Genomic DNA, 25,358 nt, shown 5'->3' on the forward strand with positions numbered 1-25,358 from the left:
TGATCTCCGTCGCGTCATCTGCGGGCGACGAGCGCGACGCCGAGCATCGCGACCACCATGCCGCCAATAGCCGTCCACCCGAGCGTCTCATCGAACAGCAGCCATGCGAGCACCGCCGTTACCGCTGGCGTGAGATAGAAAAGGCTCGCGACTTTTGCCGCGGCCCCGCGCCGAATGAGCATATGGAACAGGGTAATCGCTCCGATCGACAGGACAAAGGACAACCAGAGCAGCGCAAAGACGAACGAGCCGGTCCACTCAATGCCCCGGCCTTCGAAGAGTAACACTACCGGCACGGTGGCGAGACCCGCAGCGGCAAACTGCACGCAAGACCCGGTAATGAGGTTCATCCCGGTGGCGTGCCGTTTCTGATAGAGCGTGCCGGCGGTAATTCCCAGCAGCGCCACCACGGCCGCGCCAACACCGGCGAACTGGCCATGGCTCCAGGTGAGCTTATCGACGACGACGAGAACGACACCGGCGAACCCGAGCACCAGGCCCGTCCACTGCACCGCTGAAACGCGTTCCCCGAGATAAGGGCCGGACAATAGCGCCGTCGCCAACGGTTGAAGACTGACAATTAACGCCGCGATCCCGGCCGGAACGCCGAGAGAAATGGCGAGGAAAACGCCGCCGAGATAGATCGCGTGGATGAGAACGCCGACCAGGGCGATCCGCCTGATGTCCCCCCATCGGCGTGGCCACGGTGCCCCTCTCGCCACCGCAGCGATCGCAAGAGCCGAAGCGACGACGACGTAACGGGTCAGAAGAAAGGTGAACGGTTGGGCGTACGGCATGCCGAACTTGGCGCCGATAAAACCCGTACTCCACAACAGAACGAAAACCGCCGGCATCACGGCGATCCAGCGGTTCAAGAAGGGGTCAGCGCTCGGCGTCGGCGTCATTGTCCTGGGCCATGGCCTCATCGCCAAGCTAACCCTCTCGCCTCCATCGACGCAAGCGGCTAAGAACCCGACTCTGTAACCGAAGCGAGAGCCGGCGCATGCTAATCCGTCCTTCGAAGGAAGTGCCATTTCCTCCGCGACGTTCCCACCCGAACAGAAGAATTCTCGTCGTCGGGCTGGCATTGGTCCTGGTCATGGCCGGCGGCGGCTACAGTATTTGGTGGCGATCCGCCGCCAACGACGTCCGCGCGCAAGCGCTTGCCTGGATCGCCGAGCGCCGATCCGAGGGCTGGCAGATCACGTTCGCCGATACGAACCTGACCGGTTTCCCACTTTACCTCGGCGTGAGCCTCGATGACGCGCATGCTGCGCCCGAATCTGGCGAATGGGCGTGGAACTCGGAACGGGTGCGCCTGACCCTTCCCATCTTCGCGCCACCGCTGATGCGGCTCGAATTCATCGGTCAGCAGGCGCTCGACATTGCAACCGAGGATGTTCAGCGAAGCTACGCGGGAACGGCTGAATCGTTGACCTTTGATATCGTTCCAAGCACCAGTTGGCTGCCCAATGGCAGACTTGCCGTACGAACGCTCGCGCTTCGCGACGCGGCCAACGATGATACACTTTCGCTTGAACAGCTCGATCTAACCTCAACCGGTGATCCGGCGGCCACGACAGATGAGGCCCGCTCGGCCTACGAGGCACACGTTGCGCTCGAGGCCCTCCATCTGCCACAGGTGTGGGCGACGCCCCTGGGACGCGATGGACAGCACGTTGAAATCGCCGCGAAACTCAACGGCACCCTTAAGGCGCACCCATGGCCGGCGGCGCTTGGTGAATGGCGCGATGGCGGCGGTGATATCGACATCACCCGGCTCACCATCATTACCGGCCCGACTTCGCTCGATGGCGACGGTACCTTCGCGCTCGACCGCGATGGCCAGCCGATCGGGGCGATGACGATCCGCCTGCAGGGCTACGAAGCGGCGCTGGACCGGTTGGCCAACGAGAACACGATCGCGCCATTCTCCGCAGCAACGGCCAAGATCCTGCTGCGTTCCATTGCTCGAAGCGAGCTTCCCGGCGATGCTGCCGGGGTGGCGGACGAGCCGCCACTCTCGGCACCCTTATCGATCCAGGACGGACAGTTATCGCTGGGTCCGGTACCGCTTCTGACCCTGCCGCCGCTCCACTGGCTCGATCGTCCATCAGGTCGCTAAACGCGACGATACGCTCAGGATAGCGCCGCACCAGCCGGTTCCCGAGAGAAACCGCATCATCGCCGGACTGCTGCATCCACCACCGCGGCCGATCCGCCGACAACCAACGCCAAGCACCGCCTGTCGCAGCGCTCTTTTTATCGCGCGGGCCGGCCAGCCTGAGCCCGTTCCGAGCCCGCGCGTTTCAGCAGCATCGGCGATCGACGGCGGTGGGGATAACCGCCTGTGATCGCCTGATTACAACAGGAAGTCTCCGACGACATAGTCGGAGGCAACGACGGCGCCATCGCGGACGAGAATTTCCAGATCGACGCCGAGACTGGCGTTGACGTTGAGCTGGATGAGGGTGTTGACGCCGGCATTCACAACGCGGATCTGGCCGGCTTCAGTAAACGCCGCCGTACCGATGAAGCTGAATGCCTGGTTGCCGCCGACGGTCAGATCGGCATCCAGCGGGGTGAAATTGAAGACGTCACCGCCGGCAACGCCAATGCCATCGACCCCGTCGATGGTGTCCCGCCCGAGCGTCGTGATGTCGCCGAAGTAGTCGAAGCGGTCGGCCCCGGCGCCGCCGATCAGGCTGTCCGAGGCTTCCGCGCCCACCAGGGTATCGGCGCCGGCTCCACCGGTCAGCGTATCGAAACCGAGCCCGCCCAGCAGTGTATCGGCGCCGTCCCCACCGTCGAGCATGTCGTTCTGCGAATCGCCGACCATCAGGTCGTCGTCGCCGCCACCGATGAGCGTGTCCTCTCCGCCGCCGCCGCGCAGCGTGTCACTGCCGCTGCCGCCGTCGATCGCATCGGCACCGTTGTTGCCGAGCAGCGAGTCGGCGCCGGTAATACCCAGCAACGTATCGTCGCCGACCCCGCCGACCAGGAAGTCGTCGCCGGCGCCGCCATTGAGGCTGTCGTCGGCGGAAATGCCGGACAGCATGTCCGCGCCGTCGCCGCCGATTAGTGTATCGCCACCGGCACCGCCGTTGAGGCTGTCGTCGCCGAGGCCGCCCGACAGGCCATCGGCAGCACCGAGGCCGCTCAGCGTGTCGTCGCCGTCGCTGCCGACGATGATGTTGGCGCGCGCGTTGCCGGTTCCTTGCAAGTCGGCTCCGCCGGTCAGCGTCAGATTCTCCAACTGCGCGTCAAACAGTTGATAGCTGGTGCCGCTCACCACCGTATCGACGCCGCCCCCGATCCCTTCGACGACGCTATCGAGCGCATCGATGACATAGGTGTCATTGCCGGCCCCGCCGACCAGTTGATCAGCCCCGGCTCCGCCAATCAGCGTATCGTTACCGTCGAGACCCAGCAGCGTATCGTTACCGGCCTGTCCGTCGAGCAGATTGTCGCCGCCGGTACCCGAGATTTCGTTCGCCCCTTGGCTGCCGATCGCCGCCTCGAAGGCGATCACCTGCTCGGTGACGCCGCCAATCGTCGCCTTGCCGGCGGCCAGGTCGATGTCCCAGGCGTCGGCGTTGAACGAATAGTCGACCGTGTCGATTCCGCCGCCGCCGTTCATCGAATCCGTACCGATGCCGCCGGAAATCGTATCGTTGCCGCCAAGCCCGAAGATCGTATCGTTGCCGCCCTCGCCAAACAGCGCATTGGCAAGTCCGTTGCCGGTGATGTTGTCCCCACCGGCGGAACCGATCAGATTTTCGAAGCCGCTGATCGTTTCGATGCCGCCGCCGAACACCGCCGTCGCCGCGCCGAGATTGAACACCCAGCCGGTCGCCGACGTCGAGAAGCTGAAGTCAACGGTATCGATGCCGGCGCCGCCGTTCATCGTATCGACGCCGCCGCCGCCCGTAATCGTATCGTTGCCGGCGCCACCCGAGATCGAATCATTGCCGGCTTGCCCGTCGAGAAAGTTGGCACCGCCGGTCCCGGTGATGATGTTCGCACCTTGCGAGCCGATGGCGTTCTCAAAGCCGATCATCGTCTCGATGACACCGCCGATATTCGCCGAGCCTCCAGCCAGATCGATGCTTCCGGCGGAATACGACGAATCAAAGATGATCATATCGTTGCCGGCGCCACCGATGAGGATATCCGTCGCCGAACCGCCCTCGATGGTATCGTTACCGGCGCCACCGTTGAGCAGATTGTTCCCATAGAGATCGACGATGAAGTCGTCGCCACCGCCACCCAGAGCCGTATCATTTCCGCTGTAGGTGTTAATCGTGTCGTTTCCGTTCCCGCCATCGATCGAGTCATCGCCGGCCGCCCCATAGAGACTGTCGCCGCCGTCACCGCCGATCACCGTTTCATCGGAACCGGAGCCGTGATAGTTGAGCTGACCTGTGTATCCGGGACCGACGGTAATGGCATTGCTACCATAGCTATAGATATTCAAAGCCTTGTCCGGATCGGCAAACTTGCCGGTGAGGTTTCCCACGCTATCGCCAAATAACCGGAAGTAATAATAATCTGAATAACTTCCGGACGTATGGTCGATACGTGCAAATGTTGCGAGATTTGCCGCGGTAATATCGATGAAAGAGTTGTCGACCTGCAACGTTTCGACGCTGACAAAGGTGTCATCCGTATAGTCACCGCCGCTGGTTGCATCAAGGGTGTCGGCACCAGCGGCGCCGTTCAGCACATTCGCGCCGTAGCGATCGATCAGCACATCCCCGTCTGCGCCGCCAAAAAGCGTATCATTGCCCGTATAACCATTGAGCGTGTCGCTGCCGCCGCCGCCATTCAGGCTGTCGTCGCCAGCCGCTCCATAGAGGCTGTCGTCGCCGGTAGCCCCAAACAGGTTGTCGTTACCGCCACCGCCGTCTAGGTTGTCGTTGCCCGAACCCCCAATCACCGTCTCGTCGGAACCGGAACCGTTATAGTCAACCGTGCCAGTATATTCCGGACCAATGGTAATGGCGTTGCTGCCATAGCTGTATATGCTCAGTGTCTTGTCCGGATCTGCGAATTTTCCGGTAAAATTTCCCACACCATCTCCGAAAAGACGGAAATAATAATAGTCGCCTGAATTTCCAGATGTGTGGTCTATATTTACAAATGTCGCGAGATTTGCCGCAGTGATATCGACGCGAGAATTGTCAACCCGCAATGTTTCGACGCTGACGAAGGCGTCATTCGTATAGTCGCCTCCGCCGGTCGCATCGAGGACGTCGGCGCCGGCGCCACCGTTCAGCACATTCGCGCCGTAGTAATCGATGAACACATCCCCACCAGTACCACCGAGAAGCGTATCATCGCCGGTGTAACCATTAAGCGTGTCGGCTCCGCCGCCGCCGTTCAGGCTGTCGTCGCCAGCCGCTCCGTAGAGGCTGTCGTTGCCGTCGCCGCCAATTACCGTCTCGTCGGAACCCGACCCATGATAGTCAACGGTGCCGGTATATCCGGGGCCGATGGTAATCGCATTACTACCATAGCTGTAAATGACCAAGGTTTTGTCTGGATCAGCAAACTTTCCGGTGAGATTTCCTACACTATCTCCAAATATACGGAAATAGTAGTAATCTGATGAACTTCCAGACGTGTGGTCTATATTCGCAAAAAGCGCCAGATTTGCTGCAGTAATATCGACATGAGAGTTGTCAACTTGCAGCGTCTCAACGCTGACGAAGGTGTCATCCGTATAGTCACCGCCGCTCGTCGCATCGAGCGTATCAACGCCGCCGCCGCCGTTCAGTGAATTCGCGCCATAGTAGGCGATAAACACATCCCCGCCAGCACCGCCAAGAAGCGTATCATCGCCGGTGTAACCATTGAGCGTGTCGGCTCCGCCGCCACCATCGATCAAGTCGTTGCCGCCGCCGCCATAGACGCTGTCATCGCTAGCCGACGGCACGCCGCCCGTTACGCCTGCTGAGACGCCACCCGGGGTGATGACGTCGTCGCCGCTGGTCCCGTTGATCGTTGCCATGAGCTTTCCTCCTTAAGAGAGCCGCGCCGTGCGCTTGTCAGCTTCGGCGGGAATTTGCAGTTCCGCGCTCACCGTTCAACCTGGCGTCGGTCGTCGGAGAAGCGAACTGGGCTGGCTGGCGTTCGCGAAGCGGATCGCCAGACGGACGCTCCCACGCCCATGCTATTCACGGTACTGAGGGCAATTTGCAGATGCAAGTGAACCTCACCCGAGGCGGGTGAGATCTGCGCTAAGATCCGCGCGACGCGGAAGGGGATTGATGGCAATTTCGCGCTTGGGTTTTGCGAGCGAGTTCAAACGGTAAGCGGGGCTTTGTTGGTGTCGCCCGAGCGATCTTTGACACGGACCGCGGGAGAATTGGTTATTCGACCGTTTATACTGTGACAAAGGGGCGCCGCTACCGGCGTGCTGGCGGGAACGTCGAGGCGCTCCGAGAAGTACGGGACGCCATCGCCGGCGAAGGTCCGATCACGTCCGTAAGCGACGTCCGTGGATAGCGCGCGCTACTCCCAAGCACAGTTTGCACCGGCGAACAAGGCGATCAGCCAAGCTTGGCGCACGGGGCCTATATCAGGCTGCGGAAATGGCCTCGGATCGGTCGGCAATTTGGAGTTCCGCCCCGCCGCCGCGGCGTTGGCGCACTGTGCTCATTCCGGCAAAGTATGTTTTCCGCCCGAGCGCGCTCGCTTTATAAGAAATTCTCGGCCAATTTTGACCTGCGGCGCGCCATCGTATTCGATGATATCCGCCGTCGCGTACGTCTCCTTCCACGTATCCGGAAGATAAGATCCGGTCCCGATGGCATCGATCGGCGCATCAACGTCGGCCATGACCTTGCATTTATAGACGTCGAACCCCGAGGAAGCGACGATGCGAACTTTTTCGAAGCCCGCCTGATTCAACATTTCGCGCATATGAAAGATCGCCGCGGCCGAAACGCCGGTGCCGGTCAGGTAGCGCAGCTCAGTATCGTTTCGGTAGCGGCGGACCGCCAACGGCACATGGCGTTCGAGAACGGCGTAGGACGCCTGCGGGTCCAGCCCTTCGATGAACCGCCCGCCATGCGTATCGAGGCGGACAGCGAGACGGCCGGCGGAGGCAAGGTCGGCAAACCGCCGGCAGACGGCAAGCGAGTCGGTGACCTCGAGGCCAAAATAATCGACCAGAACCGTCAGATCTTCAGACGGGAACGTCTCGGCGAACATCTCGGCGGCGCGTACCGTCGATCCGGCATAGCCGATCAGGGCGTGGGGCATGGTGCCCAGTCCCTTGGCCTGGCCGAAATAATGAGCGGTGGCATCGTTGGCATTTCCGACAAAGCCCTTGGCGCGGCTTTGCCGCTTCGCTGCCTCCGAGCCAACGGCGGCCGCGTAAGCCATCATCTCGGCCATTTCGATCCCGGCACAATGACGGGCGTCCATGGCGATGAACGCGACCTTGGGAAGATCGGAGCACATGGTAAACGCGTTATAAGCGGCCACACACGAGGCGCCCAGTTTTTGTAAATATAACGTTTCGAGATCGACAAGATGATAGAAGGAGCCAGTTATATAGAATAAGGGCTCGCCGGCGCCGACCCAATCGCCTTCGTGATAGTTACATTCGATGCGGACGTTAATGTTCCGACTTGCGATAACCTGGTTGAGCCAACGCAGCATCAATCGCGGGGTAAAAATCACCGGCCGGCGCATGAAAACGGCATAGGTCACCGTCTTGTCGCCGAAGCGGCGGATCGTCTGTTTGGTCTTAACGAAATAACGATCCGTCCACGGCTCGACGTCGCCGGGGCTGGGTTGCAGGACGCTTGACGACGGCTCGAGCACGCTCGCAGACGGTACGGCGACCCCGGCCTCAGAATGCGGCAACTGCTCGCCCCAGCTCGCGCGTACGCTCACGGCTGCGACCCTCCTTAAGGGTTTCCGCCAGCAGGAACGCCAACTCCAAGGCCTGACTGGCATTCAGGCGCGGATCGCAGTGGGTGTGGTAGCGTGCGCCGAGGTTGGCTTCCGTGATGGCCTGGGCACCACCGACGCATTCGGTGACGTCCTGGCCGGTCATCTCGAAATGAACGCCGCCGGCGTAGGTCCCCTCGGCCTCGTGCACGGCGAAGAAAGCGCGGACTTCCTCAAGGATGCGATCGAAGTGCCGTGTCTTATATCCACTCGAGCTCTTTACCGTATTGGCGTGCATTGGATCGCACACCCAGACGACGCGCCGCCCCTCGCGAGCGACGCGGCGGATCATGGCTGGCAGGACATCGTCGATTTTTTCCGGCCCCATGCGCACGATCAGCGTCAGGCGTCCGGCTTCATTCGCCGGATTGAGGATGTCGATCAAGCGAATCAGCTCGTCGCCAGCGATTGTCGGTCCGAGCTTGACGCCGATCGGATTGCCAACTCCGCGCAGGAATTCGACGTGGGCGCCGTCGATCTGACGGGTCCGCTCGCCGATCCACAGAAGATGCGCCGAGGTGTCATACCAGTCGCCGGTGGTGCTATCGACTCGCGCCAGCGCTTCCTCGTAGTTCAGCAGCAGCGCCTCGTGCGAGGTGAAAAAGCTGGTCTCACGGATCTGCGGGGTCGTCTCAGACGTCAGCCCACAGGCGGCCATGAAGGCAAGTGCCTCATCCAGGCGCCCGGCGAGATCCTTGTACCGGTGTCCTTGCGGACTGTCGGCGACGAAGCTGAGGTTCCACAAATGCACCTGATGCAGGTCGGCATAACCACCCTGAGCGAAGGCGCGGATCAGGTTGAGCGTGGATGCCGACTGGTTGTAGGCATGCAGCATCCGCTGTGGGTCGGGCTCGCGGGCTTCGGGGGTGAAGTCCATGCCGTTGATCATGTCGCCACGGTAGGCCGGCAAGGTGACGCCGTCGATCGTCTCGCTGTCCGACGAGCGCGGCTTGGCGAACTGGCCGGCGAGGCGGCCGACCTTGACCACGGGCACCGCCGCGCCGAAGGTCAGAACGACGGCCATCTGCAGCAGCACCCGGAACATATCGCGGATATTGTTGGGGTGGAACTCGGCAAAGCTCTCGGCGCAATCGCCTCCTTGCAACAAGAACGCCTTGCCCTCGGCGACCCGCGACAGCAGCCGTTTCAGCCGGCGCGCTTCACCGGCGAATACCAGGGGCGGAAAGTGGCGGAGTTCCCCCTCGACCGCCGTGAGCCGGTTCGCATCACTGTAGGTCGGAACTTGCCGGATGGGACAATTCCGCCAAACGTCCGGACTCCACGCGTCCCTCATCGCCTCGCTCGTTCTCTGCTTATTCTCAGGCTAAAGGCTATAAGCGGGTCGAGAGCGGTTTTCAACCGGCGTGGCCAACGGGCAGCTATGCGGTCTTGGCACCGCGCCCCGGCCGCGCTCCCCGCCAGGGCGCAAGATCTCGGCGCAAGATCACGGCACGCGCTTGTCGCGCATCGTTACGAACTCTTCCGCGGCCGTTGGATGGATGCCGATGGTGGCGTCGAACTGCGCCTTTGTCGCACCGCATTTCAACGCGATGGCCAGGCCCTGGATGATCTCCGGCGCATCGGCCCCGACCATATGGCAGCCAAGAACGCGATCGGTCGAGACGTCGACGACGATCTTCATGAACGAGTTCTCATCTCGCCCGGATATCGTATGCTTCAAGGGGCGAAACCGCGACGTATAGACATCGATGGGGCCGCGGAGGCGCGCCTGCGCCTCGGTCAGGCCGACGACCGCGACCGGCGGCTGACTGAATACCGCAGACGGGACGTTCTCGTAGTCGAGACAGACCGGGTTGGCATTGAAATGGCGTTCGGCGAAGGCGCGGCCTTCGGCGATGGCGACGGGCGTCAGATTGATCCGGTCGGTGCAATCGCCCACGGCGTAGATGTTGGCAACGGTCGTCCGGCTCTGCGCATCGACGACGACCGCGCCGTCGGACGCGAGTTCCACCCCTGCTTCCTCCAGACCGAGACCGCGCGTGTTCGGCGCGCGACCGGTCGCGAACATGACAACATCGCCTTCCAACCGCCGCCCGTCCGCGAGCGTGACGACGATCCCGTCCGGGGTCTTTGCAAGCGAGCGCAACACCGCGCGCCGCTCAACCGTAATTCCCCGTCGCTCCATCTGCTCGCGCAAGAAGCTGCGGACGTCGTCATCGAAGCCGCGCAGGATTTCATCGCCGCGGATGACTTCGGTCACGGCCGTGCCCGCCGAGCGGAAGATGCCGCAGAACTCGACCGCGATATATCCGCCGCCGATGATCAAGATGCGCTCGGGCTGCGCTTCGAGGTCCAGTGCTTCGTTCGAGGTGATTGCGTGTTCGATGCCGGGAATGTTGGGAAGCGAGGGCCATCCGCCGCAGGCGATCAGGATCTTTTCCGCGGTATACCGCTGGCCGCACAAATCCACCGTGTGGGCGTCTTCGAGGACGGCCTTGCCTTCGAGAATATGGACGTTGTTCCGCCTCAAGATCCCGCCGTAGACGCCCTCCAAGCGATCGAGTTCGCGATTTTTCGCTTCAATGAGTTCGGCCCAGTCGAGCTGCGCCCCCGCGATGCTCCAGCCGTATCCGCGCGCGTCCTCGATATCCTCGGCGTAATGAGCGCCATAGATCAGGAGTTTTTTGGGGATGCACCCGCGCATCACGCAGGTTCCGCCGACGCGGCTCTTCTCCGCGATCGCCACGCGCGCACCGTAACCGCCCGCCAGGCGAGCGGCACGCACGCCCCCCGAACCGGCGCCGATCGTAATCAGGTCGAAGTCAAACTGTGCCATAGGCGTTCCGACTTTGTGCTCCGGCGTTATTATCGCCGCCAGCCCAATCCCCCCACCGCCGCCTAGCACCTATTCGACCGTGACGCTCTTGGCAAGGTTGCGCGGCTGATCGACGTCGGTTCCTTTCAACACTGCGACATGATAGGCGAGCAATTGGACCGGAATCGTATAGAGCAACGGGGCGACGAAAGGATGGACCGCCGGCAGTTCAACCGTTGCCGCGGCGACGGTCCCCAGCCGCTCGATGCCCTCGGCATCGGAGAGGAAAATGACCTTGCCGCCGCGGGCGATGACCTCTTGCATGTTCGATGCCGTCTTTTCGAACAGATGATCGGAGGGTGCGATGACGATGATCGGCATGTTTTCGTCGATCAACGCGATCGGCCCGTGCTTCATCTCGCCGGCGGCGTAACCCTCGGCGTGAATATAGCTGATCTCTTTGAGCTTGAGCGCGCCCTCGAGCGCGATCGGATAACCGGTGCCGCGTCCAAGATAGAGAACGTCGCGGGCATCGACGACATCGCGGGCAATCTCGGCGATGCGCCCGTCATGGTTCAGCACTTCATTGGCGCGGCTCGGCACCTCGGTCAGCGCCCGGCAAAGCCGGCGCTCCTCCTCGCGATCGATCTTGCCGCGCTTCGCCGCGAACGCGACGACGAGCGAGGCGAGGACGGTTAACTGCGTGGTGAACGCCTTGGTCGACGCAACCCCGATCTCGGGGCCGGCGTGAGTCAGCATCGTCGCGTCCGCCTGGCGCGCCATCGAGCTTTCCTGAACGTTGACGACGCTCAGCACGTGCTGGCCCTGCTTGCGGGCAAACGCCATCGCCGCCAACGTGTCGGCGGTTTCTCCCGACTGCGAGATAAAGACGGCAAGACCGCCCTGGGGCATGTCCGCGGCGCGGTAGCGGAACTCCGAGGCGATATCGACCTCGGTCGGGAGGCGGGCAATCTGCTCGAACCAGTACTTGGCGACCAGCGCCGCGTGAAACGACGTCCCGCAGCCGACCAGCGTGAGCTTGCTGATTCGCGTCAGATCAAACGGCAGCGGCGGCGGGACGACGACCTCGTTCCACGGATTGAGCAATCCGTGCAGCGTATCGCCGATCACCGCCGGCTGTTCATAGATTTCCTTCAACATGAAATGGGCGAAGTTGCCCTTGCCGATCATCGCGCCCGACGTCGCCGTCAGCTTGATCGGCCGCTCGACCACGGCGCCATCGGCATCGTGAATGACGGCGCCGCCGGTGGTGACCTCCGCCCAGTCTCCCTCTTCCAGATAGCAGATCCGGCTGGTCAAGGGCGCGAGAGCCAAGGCGTCCGAGCCAAGATACATCTCGCCATCGCCGTAACCGACGGCGAGCGGGCTGCCGCGGCGCGCGCCGATGAGCAGGTCGTCGTATCCGGTAAACAGGATGGCGAGTGCGAAGGCGCCCTCAATGCGCGCGAGCGACGCCTGGACCGCCTCCTGCGGCGAGGCGCCCTCAGCGAGGAGGCTGCCGATCAAATGAACGACGACTTCCGTGTCGGTCTCGGTGGTGAACTGCCGGCCCTTTGCCGCCAGTTCCCGCCTGAGGGCGGCGAAGTTCTCGATGATGCCATTGTGCACCAGCACGACATGGCTGTCGCCGTGGGGATGGGCGTTGGCCTCCGTGGGCGCTCCATGCGTGGCCCAGCGGGTGTGACCAATGCCAATTCGTCCGCCGATCGGATCGGTCCCCAGCAATGCTTCGAGGTTGGCGAGTTTACCTTGCGCCCGCCGGCGCACAATCACGCCGTTTTCGACCGTAGCGATACCCGCGGAATCATAGCCGCGGTATTCGAGACGGCGTAATCCGTCGAGCAGAAGGGGAGCGACAGTCTGATTGCCAACAATACCAATGATGCCACACATATGCGCTAGCTCTTCTTGGGGGATTTCTGCAATTTTTTCTCGGCGGCTCGCCGCTCACGGAATTCGCGCGCCCAATTGTCTTTGTGCGTGAGCGCGCCCCGTGTCAATACCAGGGAATCGGCGGCAACGTCGCGGGCAATGACGCTACCCGCGCCGACGATCGCGCCATCCCCGACCTTCACCGGCGCCACGAGAGCTGTGTTGGAGCCGATAAACGCCCCGACCCCGATATCGGTGTGGTTCTTGAAAAATCCGTCGTAGTTGCACGTGATCGTTCCGGCGCCGACGTTGGCGCCGGCGCCGACGCGCGCGTCGCCGATATAGGTCAGGTGATTGACCTTGGCACCGCTTTCGATCGAGGCGTTCTTGATCTCGACGAAGTTGCCGATATGCGCGTCCGGGCCAATCGCCGCGCCCGGACGAAGACGGGCGAACGGCCCGATTTTCGCCCCGCTGGCGATCGAGACGCCTTCGAGGTGGCAGAAGCTGCGAATCTCGACGTCGTCGGCAACGCAGACGCCCCCGGCGAAGACGACATGCGGGCCGATGACGACATCGCGGCCAAGTTCCGTATCATAGCTGAAAAAGACGCTGGACGGGTCGGTCAGGGTCGCACCGCCCGCCAGCGCCCGCGCGCGCAGCTCCGCTTGGGCTAATCCCTCGACGACCGCGAGTTCGGCGCGTGAATTGACGCCGATCAACTCATGCTCATCGCCCTCGACGACACGACAAACCGCGCCGGACTGACGGGCCAGCCCGACAATGTCGGTCAGGTAGTATTCGCCCTTGGCGTTGGTGTTCTCGACCCGGTCGAGCAGGGCAAAGAGACGGGCGCCGTCGACCGCCATCACCCCGGAGTTGCACAGGCCGATCGCAAGCTCGTTCGCCGACGCGTCCTTGGCCTCGACAATTTTCTCTAGCCGATCGTCGGCGCCGACGACGAGGCGTCCGTAAGCGCCCGGATCGGCGGGACGAAACCCGAGGACGACGACGGCCGGCGCGCTCTCGGCGCGGCGCGCATCCAGCATACGCGCCAAGGTCTGGGTCGAGAGCAGCGGCGTATCGCCATAGACGATCAGAACGTCTCCATCGAAACCCTCGATCACGGAGCGGGCGGCCATGACCGCGTGGCCGGTTCCGAGGCGCTGCGCCTGCACGACCGTAGGCCAGGGCGCGACCGCGTCGCCAACCGCCCGCATCTCCTCACCGACGACGACGACCAGCCGTTCGGGGTCGAGCGGTTGCAGCGAGGAGAGCAGATGATTGATCATTGGCCGGCCGGCGATCGGATGCATCACCTTCGGCAGGCTCGACTTCATGCGGGTGCCCAACCCCGCGGCAAGGACGATGATGGCGGTTTTTCCGTTGGTCATGGATCGCGAGCCGCTTACAACCAGGATTGAAGCTACGGATGGACGATACGGGCCAGCCGTACGCCCCTGCCGCCCACCCTGCGATACATCTTCTACACGGATTAGGCGAAACGTTCGATGCGCGTCATCACCCTCATCGTTTTCGATCTCGATGGTACCCTGATCGACAGCGCACCCGACCTGCAAGCGGCTTTGAATACGATGCTGACCGAAGCGGGGCGTCGCCCGCTCCTCCTGGACGAGGTCATCGCGATCGTCGGCGACGGTGCCGGCGTGCTCGTCCGCCGCGCGCTCGCGATCACCGGCGGCCTCGGCGCAGAGAGCGAGACGGACCGGCTCCTTGCGCGGTTTCTCGCCATCTACGAAGCTCATGCCGCGGACCTGACTTATGCCTATTGCGGTGTCGAGCAGACTCTCGCCGCGCTGCGGGCAGCAGGATTCCGCCTCGGCATCTGCACCAACAAACCGGAACGCATGAGTTGTGCAATTCTCGCGAAACTCGGCCTCGATAGCTATTTTTCCGCCGTCATCGGCGGCGATTCGGTTCCCGGCGCGCGCAAGCCCGATCCACGGCACCTCGAAGCGGCGCTCGTCGCACTTGGCGGCGCAGCCGATCAGGCGGTGATGGTCGGAGACAGCATCAATGACGTGGCCGCCGCGCGATCCCTCGGCGTGCCGGTCATCGTGCGCACCGGTGGCTACGGTGCAGTGCCGACGGAAGACCTCGGCGCGGACATCATCATCAGGGAATTCGCCGAATTGCCGGCGGCGATCAGCCGGCTTTCTTGACAGCCCCAAATCATTCGGCCCTTATATCGCCGTACACGAAGGAGGCCGGGCGCGTAGCTCAGCGGGAGAGCACTGCCTTCACACGGCAGGGGTCACAGGTTCAATCCCTGTCGCGCCCACCACCTTTTCGCCAATGCATCAAACCGTCGGCCAACGGGTGTTTCCAAAGAACTTTGGCGTATTGACGTTTGCCGGTGATACTTGCGGCGAAAAATCGTCCGTTACCGTGCGAGATTTTCTGTTGATCACACGAGCCGCTGCATCCTCTCGCACGTCGCCGTGGCAAGCGCGCTCGCTGTCCCGATAATGCAGGATCGCTAGGCACAACGCGCTTGCAGCGCTTCGGGCGATCGACTATCAAGCCGCCGTGGGAGCGGAATTGGCACCTTCCACTTTGTGCCGTCGAAAGTCCATCCTGCTCGATGGTCCGCCAGTTAGGAAGCGGGGGCTCGACTGTTACGTGTTGACGATCGTCGTCGCGTCCGATCATGCATCCATAAACGGTGGCTTGGCAAAGGTCGCGATCGAAAGTGCGATCGGTCTCGCGAGCCGCGGACATCGGGTGTTTTATTTCGCCGCGGTTGCGCCGGTCGAGGCACGGCTGTACGAGGCGGGCGTCGACGTCATCTGCCTCGATCAGCCCGATCTGCTGAACGACGACTCGGCTCTGCGCGCGGCGACGCGCGGCATCTGGAACCGGGCGGCGGCGGAACGACTGAGCGCGCTGCTGAATACCCTCGATCCGTCGCAAACGATCCTGCACGTCCACGGCTGGGCGAAAGCCCTGTCCCCCAGCATCGGCAGGGTAATCGCCCGCACGCCGGTACCGACGGTCCATACGATCCACGAGTATTTCCTCGCCTGTCCGAACGGCGCTTTCTTTAATTATCGCCAGCAGTCCAACTGTCCGCTGACGCCGTTGTCGGCCGCCTGCGTCAGTACGAACTGCGACGTCCGCGCTTATCGGCACAAGGCCTTTCGCGTCGTGCGCCAGGCGGCCCTGTGGTGGCTTGGCGGCATGCCGAGCGGCATCCGCCATTTCATCTGCATCAGCGATTTGCAGCGGCAGGTGATCCAGCCCTACCTGCCACCGCAGGCGAACATTTATTCCGTCGCCAACCCGATCTCGGTCGAGGACCGGGGGCCGGCAAATCCCGAGCACAACGACACCTATCTGTTCGTCGGACGTCTATCGGCGGAAAAGGGGGCCATCCTTTTCGCCGAAGCGGCACGGCAAACGGGCCTGAAGGCCGTCTTCGTCGGCGCGGGCGGCGAGGCCGACCACATTCGCGGCATCTTTCCGAGTGCCGAACTGCACGGATGGCTGCCACCGGATCAGGTTCTTGCGACGATGCGCGGCGCCCGCGCGCTCGTCTTCCCGTCGTTGTGGTATGAGTGCCAGCCGCTAACCACGTTTGAATCGCTTGCCAACGGCATTCCCGTCATCGTTTCCGATAACTGTGCCGGGCGCGAGGCCGTGCGCGATGGTGAAACCGGACTGTGGTTTCCCAGCCGCGACGTCAACGCCCTCGCGGACGTCATGCAGCGGCTCACTGATGCCGATACGGCAAAGGCCATGGGCCGGAAGGCTTATGATACGTATTGGGAAAATCCGCTTACGCTCGATCGGCATATCGATGGCCTGGAGGCGACCTACGCCATCGTTCGGCGTGATCCACGTGGCAGCGGACGGCGTGACACCCGTTAAGTCCGTCCCCTCTCTCATCCAGCACGTGAATTCAAGAAACTCCGCCGCCGGACAAGACCGCGCGCGGCGTCAACAGCAAGATCATGAAATCGAAGCGCAGCGAGCGCTTGCGGACATAAATTAGGTCGAGCTCGCCGATGTTGCGCATGACGTCGCGCTTGCCCTCGCGCCTGACCTGCCACAAGCCGGTCATCCCTGGAAGGACCAGCAGGCGGGCCGCCCGGGTCGGTGCATCGAAGAACATCTCGGCGTCGCGTGGGTGCAGCGGGCGCGGTCCGACGAGGCTCATTTCACCAACGAGGACGTTCCACAGTTGAGGGATTTCGTCGATGCTGTAGCGTCGCGCCAGAGCGCCCGCCCGTCCGACAATGCGAGGATCGTCACGCAGGCAACCGTTGGCAGCGAATTCCGCGGCGGCGCTCGCATCCGTTTCAAGATGGCGCCGCAGCCGTTCTCCCGCATCGGGATACATCGTCCGCAGCTTGAGGATGTTGAACGGGCGGCCACACTGACCCTCGCGTGTCTGGACGAAGAACAGTGGCCCGGGGCTTTGCTGGCGGATGAAGGCACCGAACAGCAGGGCGATGGGGCCGAACAACACGAGCGCAAAGGCCGCGCCAAGGGCATCGATAAGGCGCTTGCCGACGGGGTAGAGTGCGGCGCTCATTGCTCCGGGTCCCCTCAATTTCAGATAAAAGCGCGCGCGATGACAAAGCTCTCGGCGAACCGAGCGCCGATTTGCTCGCCGCGAAATTCGGCCCAGCGCAGGATGCTGCGGGGATTGCGTCCGGGAGCCTGCTCCGTCGTATAGAGCGCCATCGCCTCCGCCTTCCGCGCGACGTGCCGTTCCTCGAGGCGGACATAGAGATTGGGCGCGAATGTGTTGCGGAACGTCTGATCGGTCGAACTCGGCACCTCGTACTGGAGCACGTGCCGACGTCGGCGAAATGGCCGCGTTGCGATCTCGACGCAGCGCGCGACCGCCCGGTGGGTTTGATGCGCATCGCCGTGCCAGTGGGTCAGGATGACATCGGACCAGATTACTTCCGGCTCGATCACCGCATGTAGCGCCATCGTATCCGACTCCGCACGGTGTTCCGGGATCATGTCCGCAGGGACAACAGGCTCGGCGCCGAGCATCCGGACCGCTGCCACAAACTGGTTCAGGTGCAATTCGCCGTTGGCAGTGCTGCGAACTTCGGAGCGCCTGACCGGCAGGAGCACTCGGACCTCGGCACCTTCCTCACAGGCGCGGGCGAGTGTCGCGCCACAGCCGAGCACTTCGTCGTCTGCGTGCGCGGCGACGCACAGCACGCGGGCATTGGCCAAACCGAGCAAACCGCCCGGTTCAGCGGAGGGCCCAATGCTATCCATCGCGGTCAGTTCGGCAACACGCGTTGAACCGCGCCGTCGCAGATCAAGTCGGGATAGAAGTACGAGAGTTCCTCGGCACCAAACAGGATGCTATCGACCGCCTCGACCCCTTGCATGAAGCCGTTGTCCTGATTGGAGGTCTCGTATTTCCACCCGCCGAAACGGCCGCGCGTGCGAATATGCCGGCGACGCAGCCAGGGCTCCACTTCGCGAAGAAATCCGTCGCGCTGCAGACACGGCACCGGATAGCCATAATCGAGATAACGATACCAGCGTGAGACGATCGTCTGGTCAGGCGGCAAGAAAGACGTGGTGAGCGCCGCCTCGACTTCGGCGAGCATCTCGTCCGTATCGATGGGCTTATATGGCGATTCACTGACCTCACAGAGCAGCGACCAATGCGCGCCGTCGTCCGGCACGTTGTTTGGCGAATAGTTGGAGATCACGGTTACCCGGAAAAACGGCAGGTTGAGTTCCGGAACGTAGACCCAGCATTTGTCTCGCAATGCTGCGGGCGTTTCCCCGCGCAGGCCGAATCCCACGACGTGACTACGCGAGTGTTTGAGCGGGCAGGTTCGGCGAAAGTCGGCTGCGTCCGCTGGCATCGCCGCGAGTAGGTCAGGCAGCGCCATGCTGGAGACGAGATGCCGGTACGCCACTTGCAGGCCGCTGCTAAAACGGGCGATCCGCCGATCGGTGTCGATCGATACCAGTTCCTGATCGAGCAGACGCCGGTCGGCTGGGAGCTTGGCATAGGCTCGCTGCCACAATGCGCCGATGCCGCCACGCACCGGGTAGGGAAAGAGCGAGGCGCCGGTCCAGCCGGGATCGTCGCGCCGGCAAACGACGTTCTCCAACAGTCGGTCGACGTCCACCAGCGGTACGTTGGCGTAGCGCGAACCGCTTTTCCGCTGGGTCCAGTCGATGCCCATTTCATCGGCTGGATAGGCCCACATCTTGAAATTGTATGGCAGAAAGAACAGCTCGGTAAGAGACTGCCCAAAGTTCCAGCGCAACCATTCAGCGAAGTTCGTCGGCCCCGAAGAGTTTCCCCGGTCCATCGCTTGATTGCCGATCAGGTCCTTCAGGCAGCGGGTCAAGTCGGCAGGCGGCAGATGATGGAGGTTGCGCTGGATCGGGAATGGAATATACCGCCCATGCATCCATACCCAACCTTTACGTTCATGATGAAGCAACTCGCCGCCCACGAGTTCGTCAAGCAATGCATCAAAATATTTATAGTGAGAATAAACGACATGCCCCCCAAGATCCCATGTAAATCCTTGAGAATCTGTCGTTGACATGGCCATGCCGCCAGGAAACTGCGAGCGCTCGACTAACAGCCAATCGATCAATGGATTGATAACTCCGCGTGTCGCCAGCTCGTTTAAGCGCCAAGCGGCGCCGAGACCTGTTGGCCCGGCACCAACAATCAGTATGTCTTTTTGAATTTCGGCCACCACCCCGCCCCCCTGCAAATCATTAACAATCGTTCATTGTCATCTCATTTTTGCCGTCGCCCACGCAATGCTAAACTAATTTAGCCTAAATGGGGTTATTTACGCGTATACACAAAGTGTATGAAACACATAAGTTTCAATATGTTATGTTGATACATTACTACTTTTGAGTATTTTTCTGAATTTTTAGTGAGAATATGGCGCGTCATCTTTCGCGATATGAAGCCAGATGTCACGGAAGGTAGGTTTGGCGCAGCCACCCGATAGCCCAATCTCGCTCTCGTATTACGAGTAAAGAATTTTGAACTCTGGCGCAGAAAGTTGGGGAGGCGAACGGGCGTCCAGTTGATGCTTATCAGGTCATACGGGTGGCATACAAAAACTACCTACTGCCATTAACGCAGTATCATAGCCGCACAATGTCAGAAATTACACCTCTATTATACATATATACGATGCGTAATACAATATTATGATTATTTACTAATAATATGTAGCGCACTTATTAGTGCATACACAATTAATTTTTACTAAACGCTACATACAAATATTAACTTTTTATTTATTATCACGATATGAAGTTATTGTTCTGCTTAAATAGCGGAGAAACCAATGGATTTGGCGGCACCGCTTGGCGTTCTATACAACGATGACGCGTATTTGCTTATCGTCAGCCGCTAACCCGTCTTATTCATGACGCCGGCTTGGAGGTTGAGATTTTGGGCGACGCTGACTGATGGGACGAGCGTGGGCTTTCGGGTTTTCCCGGCTTGGTCGGATTGGATTTGATGGTGGTGTGGGTGGTTTCCGGGAGGGGTTCGGCGGGGCGTCTCTGGCCCCAGTGCTCAGGGTCCGGCGAGGGCGGTGGCGAGGTGGCGGATCAGCGCCGCGTCCGGGCAGGCGGCGCCGAGCTTCAGCAGTCGCAGTCGGAGGGTGGCGAACTCGGCGACCGCCAGGGCGTGCGTTTTCGGGATGGCGTCGCGCAACTCGAGGATGAGCCAGTAGGCAGCGGTATGCAGCAACAGTCGTACTTGGTTTGCCAGCGGCGAGCGGCAACTGGTGCGGTCCGAGGCGAGCTGGCTCTTGTGCATCTTGATCAGGTTTTCGGCTTGGCCGCGGGCGCAGTAGAGAGTGTCGTAGACGTGCTCGGCCGAACCGGCTTCGAGACTGGTGACGACGAAGCGGATGTCGAGGCCGCGGGTCGTCGCTTCGATGCGAGCACACGCCCGGCGCTGCTGTTTCCACGACTTCGCCCGGTAACCGGTCTCGGTGAAGCCGCGCAGGCAGGGCTTCTTCTCCAGCGCCCGGCGGGTACGGATGTCGTCGGCGGCCTCGTCGACCAACCGGTCGAGCACCCTGTTGCCGGGCAGACCGAAGACGTAATCGATGCCGTTCGCCTCGCACCAATCCATCACCTCCGGGCGGCCGTAGTGGCCATCGCCGCGGATGGTGAGGCGCGTCTGCGGCCAGCGGCGGCGGATGTGGCGGACCAAGCGACGCAGATGACCGCGGATCTCCTTGCCCGAGGGAGTCTTGCCGGCGCGCAGGATCACCGCCACCGGCCGGCCCGTGGCGGTATCGTAGATGTGGATCGGCAGGAAGCAGCGCTCGTCGTAATGGGCGTTGAACAGCGACAGCTGTTGATGACCGTGGACGACGTCGCAAGTGTCGTCGATGTCGAGCGTCACCGCGGCGGGCGGCGCCCGATAGCTGTCGAGCCACAGATTGAGCAGGACCCGGCCGAGCCGGATGACGCTGCGCAGGTCGGGGGCGTTCTCCCAGCGCGAGACGGTCGGCTGCGAGCACAGGTCCCGTCCGCTATCCGGCAACCGGCCGCAGGCGAGCTTGAACGCCGGATCGAAGCGCAGGCTGTCGAGATCGTCGGCGTCCTCCCAGCCGCAGGCGATGGCGAAGATGCGCGCCCGCAGAATGTCGGCCAACGGGTGAGTGATCCGGCTCGCGTCGCGGCCGTCCGGGATCACGGCGGCGAGCTTTGTGGAAATGCCCAGCCGGCGCTCGACTTCGGCCAGCAGCAGAACCCCGCCGTCCGAGCTGATCCGGCCGCCGTCGAAGGCGGCGGTGACCTTCTTGCGTCCGACGGCTGGAAACGAGAACGGCAGCGTCGTATCGTCGGTCATGGCGGATGTGGCCGGCCAGGATGTCGTCGAAGGGTTGGCTTCAGCAACCGAATCCTACGCCACATCAACCGCTTACGCTACATCCGCCAGTTCACTACGCCCGCCGTCGTGAATAAGACGGGCTAAGGCCCTATGTCCACCAGGGGCGGGAAATCCGGTGTGTGTCAGCCATGTCGGTGATGATGGTCAGCACCTTCGCGGACTTGTTCTCAACTGATCTGCGCGGCTGCGCGTCCGCCGCAAAGCAACCCCCATCAGCGAAGCCGCCATTGGCCAGATCGAGGTCTTTCAAAGGTGGCAAACCGTCATGTGTGGCGCGTCGTCGCCGAACTGTTACACCCGCGATCGGAGTGATTCGCTCCCTTTGCGAACTGGTGAAGGCGCTGCAAGCAAACGATCCCGTGATCCGCAGGGGCCCGACCCGCAGGACGGGTTGGGCTTAGATGTGAGGCTCAACCAAGGTGTTCGCAGCGGGCACGCCTCTCCTCGCCGGCGATTAATGACTGGGGGTTGCCGAGCCGTCTATTTTCGGTCGTAATGATCTCAGCTCAGGGGGGCTCACTGGCGATTGGTCTCGCCGATCAATGCCCTCGTAGCCTCATGCCCGGCGGGCCGCCACGCGGTCCCGGCGGCCATGGCAGGGTTTTGAACGTAATTATCACCGCTCTAAGGCGCACGAGAGAACCGGCTATCGGAATGCGTGTCGGAGGGGTGATCAGATAGGGATCAAGCGATGAACAGCATGTCTCAACGCCTGGGCGCCGAGTTTCTCGGTACCTTCTGGCTCGTCTTCGGTGGCTGCGGCAGCGCCGTCCTCGCCGCCGGATTCCCCGGTCTTGGGATCGGATTCGTCGGCGTTTCGTTGGCTTTCGGACTGACCGTTCTAACCATGGCCTATGCCGTCGGTCATATTTCCGGCGCGCATTTCAATCCGGCGGTCACCGTCGGGCTTTGGGCCGGCGGGCGCTTTCCCGCGAGCGATATTTTGCCATACGTCGTCGTACAGGTCCTGGGAGCGATCGCGGCCGCCTGCATTCTCTACCTGATCGCCAGTGGTCAGGCCGGTTTCGATCTGTCCGCCGGCTTCGCCTCGAACGGCTACGGTGAACACTCTCCGGGTGGCTATTCGATGATCTCGGCGCTCATTGCTGAGGCATTCCTGACCTTTTTCTTCCTCCTGGTCATTCTCGGATCAACCCACGGCCGGGCACCTGCCGGATTTGCGCCGCTCGCCATTGGCCTTGCATTGACGCTGATCCACCTGATCAGCATTCCGGTGACCAACACTTCGGTGAATCCGGCGCGCAGCACCGGTCCGGCGGTTCTCGTCGGCGGCTGGGCTCTGGCGCAGTTGTGGATGTTCTGGCTGGCGCCGATCGTCGGCGCGTTGTTTGGCGGCTTCATCTATCGCTGGCTGGGCGCGGATTCGACGACGAAGATTGTTGGCGAACCGGTCAAAGCAGGTCGCGCCTGATCGTCTCCGGACGAGATGCCGTGGAGGCGGAACGAGCCGATCCGGCCGTTTCGCCTCCCGGTTTCGCTGCTTGATATCAGCCAATTGCTCGTCTCCAGGCAGCGAGAGCCCGTCTAAGGTCAGTGACCGCAAGACGCAAGGCGGCGCGACGCTCGTCCCCATTGCGTAGTTCCACACCATCGGGCCCCGCCTTCAGGGCGTAGGCGCTTCCCTGCGCTGCGAACGGTCGCCCACCGCAAGCCTGATCCAGCCCGCGGAGAAGTTCCTCGCACCAGCGCGGATCTTCGCGGACTTCGGTTTCAAGAAAATCTGCCAGCATTGACGGAAAGACTTCACTCGATGCCCGCAGGCGATCTCGGCGGTCGCGGTAGATGCCTCGCATCCGACGTCCCCTCCCGCCGCCACCTCCTCCCGTAAAGCGCGCGGGTTATCCTGGGTTGCGCAACGCCGTGTTGATCCGGCCATCCGCAAGCATCCAACCGCGACTTTGGTTCGGCACGCACCGGTTGTCCAGCCAGAACATTTCCAGATCATCGGCCGCGGACCGCGCTTGCCATTGACAGCGGATCGGAGGGGCAATATGCCGCAGGGACGAACACGCTCGTCGGCCTGACCTGCTTCGGTGCCGCGGCGCACGTCAGAAAGGAAATCCCAATGATCGACGCGACAACGCACGCGCGTGGAATGACCGTTCGCGCGGCCCGGGTAGTGCCGCTGGTGCCCCGCGAGGTATTCAACCTTTTCACTGATCCTGCTGCCCTGCGCGCCTGGTGGGGTCGAACGCAGAAGTCGGCCTTAACGTCGTGCGAGTGTGATGTCCGCAGTGGCGGGAAGTTTCGCTTCGCGCTGCGCGCGGCCAGTGGCGGGGAGGATGTCCTGATCGGCCACTATGTCGAGATCGCGCCGCCGCACAAGCTCTGTTTCACCTGGTCCTCCGAGAACGCCGCCGACGCAGTGACGGACACTTACGTTACAGTCGAATTCCTTGATTTGAAGGACGGCGCGACCCGGGTGGTCATTACCCACCAAGGATTGCCCTCACCCGCCGCGGCCGCCCTCTACAGCGCCGGCTGGCACGACGTGATGCAGGACATGAGCTTGCACGCTCTCGGCGTATCCTGACGCCGGAGTGTTGAGCACGCCAGCGGCGCGGCCTGTGCGCGAAATGGTGGGCACCGCGCTCACAAGTCGATACCACGCTCCGGATACAACCCGCGCAGGCCCGCTTCGCTCGCGGCGCAAACACCCCGTTCGGTAATCAGCCCGGTGACGAGGCGAGCCGGAGTCACGTCGAATGCATCGTTGCGCGCGCGCGATCTTTCGGGGGCGATGCCAATGTCAATGATCCGGCCATCTTCGGCGCGACCGGAGATACGGACGACTTCGGTTTCGTCGCGCTGTTCGATCGGGATCTCAGCGATCCCGTCGGCGATTCTCCAGTCGATCGTGGGGCTGGGCAAGGCGACATAGAACGGCACGCCGCAATCGCTCGCGGCGAGCGCTTTCAAGTATGTTCCGATCTTGTTGCAGACATCGCCGGCGCGCGTCGTCCGGTCGGTGCCGACGATGCACAGATCGACGAGTCCGCGTTGCATCAGGTGCCCGCCGGCATTATCGACGATCAGGGTATGCGCAACTCCGTGCTGCCCCAGTTCCCAGGCGGTCAGAAACGCCCCCTGGTTTCGCGGCCGGGTCTCGTCGACCCAGACGTGGACAGGCAACCCGTGATCGTGCGCCTTGTAAATCGGCGCAAGCGCCGTTCCCCAGTCGACAGCGGCAAGCCAGCCGGCATTGCAGTGGGTCAACACGTTGATGTGCCCGCATCGCCCCTTTCGCTCCCAAGCGTCTGCGATCAATCTTGCGCCGTGATCGCCGATCGCACCGTTGATCGCCACGTCCTCCTCGCAGAGGGCTGCGGCCACGCGCCACGCCTCTTCTGTCCGCTGGTTTTCCGTGATCGGCAAAAGCGCAGCCACCATCCGGTCCAGCGCCCAAGCGAGGTTGACCGCAGTGGGCCGCGTTCTGCGCAAGTCGGCCGCAGCCGCGTGCAACGCGGCAGTCGACGGATCGGTGAGTGACGCCAGCGCGAGACCGTACGCGGCAGTGGCGCCGATCAGCGGGGCACCGCGCACCTGCATCGTCCGGATCGCGTGTGCAGCGCTGTCAGCGCAATGCAGTCGAACGATGGCGAAGTCGTGCGGAAGCCGCGTCTGATCAATAATTTCAACGCTCTTGGCGTCGGCAGCGGGCCAGATCGTCCGATAGTGCCGCCCATCCACTCGCATCGTGCGCCCGTCGCCGAAGACCACCGATATTGGTATCGGCACTCTAGGCCGTGTGGCCGAAATTTGGTGAGATGAATTTTTAGGATCCCTACGGTGAATCGG

At 62.2% G+C, this 25,358-nt stretch carries 18 protein-coding genes and 1 tRNA gene; 6 read left to right on the top strand and 13 right to left on the bottom strand.

The window, feature by feature from the left end; all coding sequences use genetic code 11:
* Window positions 1-14: 14 nt before the first annotated feature.
* Window positions 15-854: a DMT family transporter gene (locus IPK66_00425; protein MBK8173802.1), complete on the bottom strand. Its 840-nt coding sequence runs from the start codon at window positions 852-854 to the stop codon at window positions 15-17.
* Between the two features lie 149 nt (window positions 855-1,003).
* On the opposite strand from IPK66_00425, the gene IPK66_00430 reads away from it, so the two are divergent.
* Complete coding sequence (locus IPK66_00430) at window positions 1,004-2,125, top strand: DUF2125 domain-containing protein (GenBank protein ID MBK8173803.1); 1,122 nt, start codon at window positions 1,004-1,006, stop codon at window positions 2,123-2,125.
* Between the two features lie 237 nt (window positions 2,126-2,362).
* On the opposite strand, the gene IPK66_00435 is transcribed toward IPK66_00430, so the two are convergent.
* From IPK66_00435 to glmU, 6 genes are all read right to left on the bottom strand, one after another.
* The gene (locus IPK66_00435) at window positions 2,363-6,013 is read right to left on the bottom strand and encodes a hypothetical protein (GenBank protein ID MBK8173804.1); all 3,651 of its coding nucleotides are present in this window, start codon (window positions 6,011-6,013) and stop codon (window positions 2,363-2,365) included.
* A 647-nt stretch (window positions 6,014-6,660) separates the two neighbouring features.
* Window positions 6,661-7,836, bottom strand: coding sequence for a nicotinate phosphoribosyltransferase (locus IPK66_00440; protein ID MBK8173805.1), 1,176 nt, complete (start codon window positions 7,834-7,836; stop codon window positions 6,661-6,663).
* Window positions 7,837-7,864: 28 nt separating this feature from the next.
* Window positions 7,865-9,259: a 3-deoxy-7-phosphoheptulonate synthase class II gene (locus IPK66_00445; GenBank protein ID MBK8173806.1), complete on the bottom strand. Its 1,395-nt coding sequence runs from the start codon at window positions 9,257-9,259 to the stop codon at window positions 7,865-7,867.
* A 150-nt stretch (window positions 9,260-9,409) separates the two neighbouring features.
* Window positions 9,410-10,762 carry a glutathione-disulfide reductase gene (gene gor, locus IPK66_00450; protein ID MBK8173807.1) on the bottom strand — a complete coding sequence of 451 codons (1,353 nt, stop codon included), beginning with the start codon at window positions 10,760-10,762 and terminating at the stop codon, window positions 9,410-9,412.
* 69 nt (window positions 10,763-10,831) lie between these two features.
* On the bottom strand, window positions 10,832-12,655 hold the full coding sequence (gene glmS, locus IPK66_00455; protein MBK8173808.1) for a glutamine--fructose-6-phosphate transaminase (isomerizing): 1,824 nt from the start codon (window positions 12,653-12,655) through the stop codon (window positions 10,832-10,834).
* Between the two features lie 5 nt (window positions 12,656-12,660).
* Window positions 12,661-14,028 carry a bifunctional UDP-N-acetylglucosamine diphosphorylase/glucosamine-1-phosphate N-acetyltransferase GlmU gene (gene glmU, locus IPK66_00460; protein MBK8173809.1) on the bottom strand — a complete coding sequence of 456 codons (1,368 nt, stop codon included), beginning with the start codon at window positions 14,026-14,028 and terminating at the stop codon, window positions 12,661-12,663.
* 117 nt (window positions 14,029-14,145) lie between these two features.
* Between glmU and gph the strand changes: the two genes are divergently transcribed.
* From gph to IPK66_00475, 3 genes are all read left to right on the top strand, one after another.
* A complete protein-coding gene (gene gph, locus IPK66_00465; GenBank protein MBK8173810.1) occupies window positions 14,146-14,817 on the top strand; it encodes a phosphoglycolate phosphatase in 672 nt (223 codons plus the stop codon).
* A 47-nt stretch (window positions 14,818-14,864) separates the two neighbouring features.
* Window positions 14,865-14,939 (top strand) — tRNA-Val (locus IPK66_00470).
* Between the two features lie 341 nt (window positions 14,940-15,280).
* Window positions 15,281-16,525, top strand: coding sequence for a glycosyltransferase family 4 protein (locus IPK66_00475; protein MBK8173811.1), 1,245 nt, complete (start codon window positions 15,281-15,283; stop codon window positions 16,523-16,525).
* Between the two features lie 31 nt (window positions 16,526-16,556).
* Here the strand turns inward: IPK66_00475 and IPK66_00480 are convergent, their stop codons facing one another.
* The 4 genes from IPK66_00480 to IPK66_00495 all read right to left on the bottom strand — a co-directional run bounded on the left by IPK66_00480 (window position 16,557) and on the right by IPK66_00495 (window position 21,497).
* Entirely contained in the window at window positions 16,557-17,192 is a 636-nt protein-coding gene (locus tag IPK66_00480) for a sugar transferase (GenBank protein MBK8173812.1), read from the bottom strand.
* A 20-nt stretch (window positions 17,193-17,212) separates the two neighbouring features.
* Window positions 17,213-17,899, bottom strand: coding sequence for a PIG-L family deacetylase (locus tag IPK66_00485; GenBank protein ID MBK8173813.1), 687 nt, complete (start codon window positions 17,897-17,899; stop codon window positions 17,213-17,215).
* 5 nt (window positions 17,900-17,904) lie between these two features.
* Window positions 17,905-19,359 (bottom strand): NAD(P)-binding protein, encoded by a 1,455-nt coding sequence (locus tag IPK66_00490; GenBank protein ID MBK8173814.1) that lies wholly within the window; start codon window positions 19,357-19,359, stop codon window positions 17,905-17,907.
* Between the two features lie 845 nt (window positions 19,360-20,204).
* Window positions 20,205-21,497, bottom strand: coding sequence for an IS1380 family transposase (locus tag IPK66_00495; protein MBK8173815.1), 1,293 nt, complete (start codon window positions 21,495-21,497; stop codon window positions 20,205-20,207).
* A 742-nt stretch (window positions 21,498-22,239) separates the two neighbouring features.
* On the opposite strand from IPK66_00495, the gene aqpZ reads away from it, so the two are divergent.
* Entirely contained in the window at window positions 22,240-22,971 is a 732-nt protein-coding gene (aqpZ, locus tag IPK66_00500) for an aquaporin Z (protein MBK8173816.1), read from the top strand.
* 76 nt (window positions 22,972-23,047) lie between these two features.
* On the opposite strand, the gene IPK66_00505 is transcribed toward aqpZ, so the two are convergent.
* Window positions 23,048-23,353, bottom strand: coding sequence for a hypothetical protein (locus IPK66_00505; protein ID MBK8173817.1), 306 nt, complete (start codon window positions 23,351-23,353; stop codon window positions 23,048-23,050).
* 272 nt (window positions 23,354-23,625) lie between these two features.
* Here IPK66_00505 and IPK66_00510 point away from each other — a divergent pair, with 272 nt between their 5' ends.
* Entirely contained in the window at window positions 23,626-24,093 is a 468-nt protein-coding gene (locus IPK66_00510) for an SRPBCC domain-containing protein (protein MBK8173818.1), read from the top strand.
* Between the two features lie 59 nt (window positions 24,094-24,152).
* On the opposite strand, the gene mtnA is transcribed toward IPK66_00510, so the two are convergent.
* Window positions 24,153-25,256 (bottom strand): S-methyl-5-thioribose-1-phosphate isomerase, encoded by a 1,104-nt coding sequence (gene mtnA / locus IPK66_00515; protein ID MBK8173819.1) that lies wholly within the window; start codon window positions 25,254-25,256, stop codon window positions 24,153-24,155.
* Between the last annotated feature and the right edge of the window lie 102 nt (window positions 25,257-25,358).

Source organism: Rhodospirillales bacterium, from assembly GCA_016712595.1.
Taxonomy (GTDB): Bacteria; Pseudomonadota; Alphaproteobacteria; order Rhodospirillales; family Defluviicoccaceae; genus Defluviicoccus.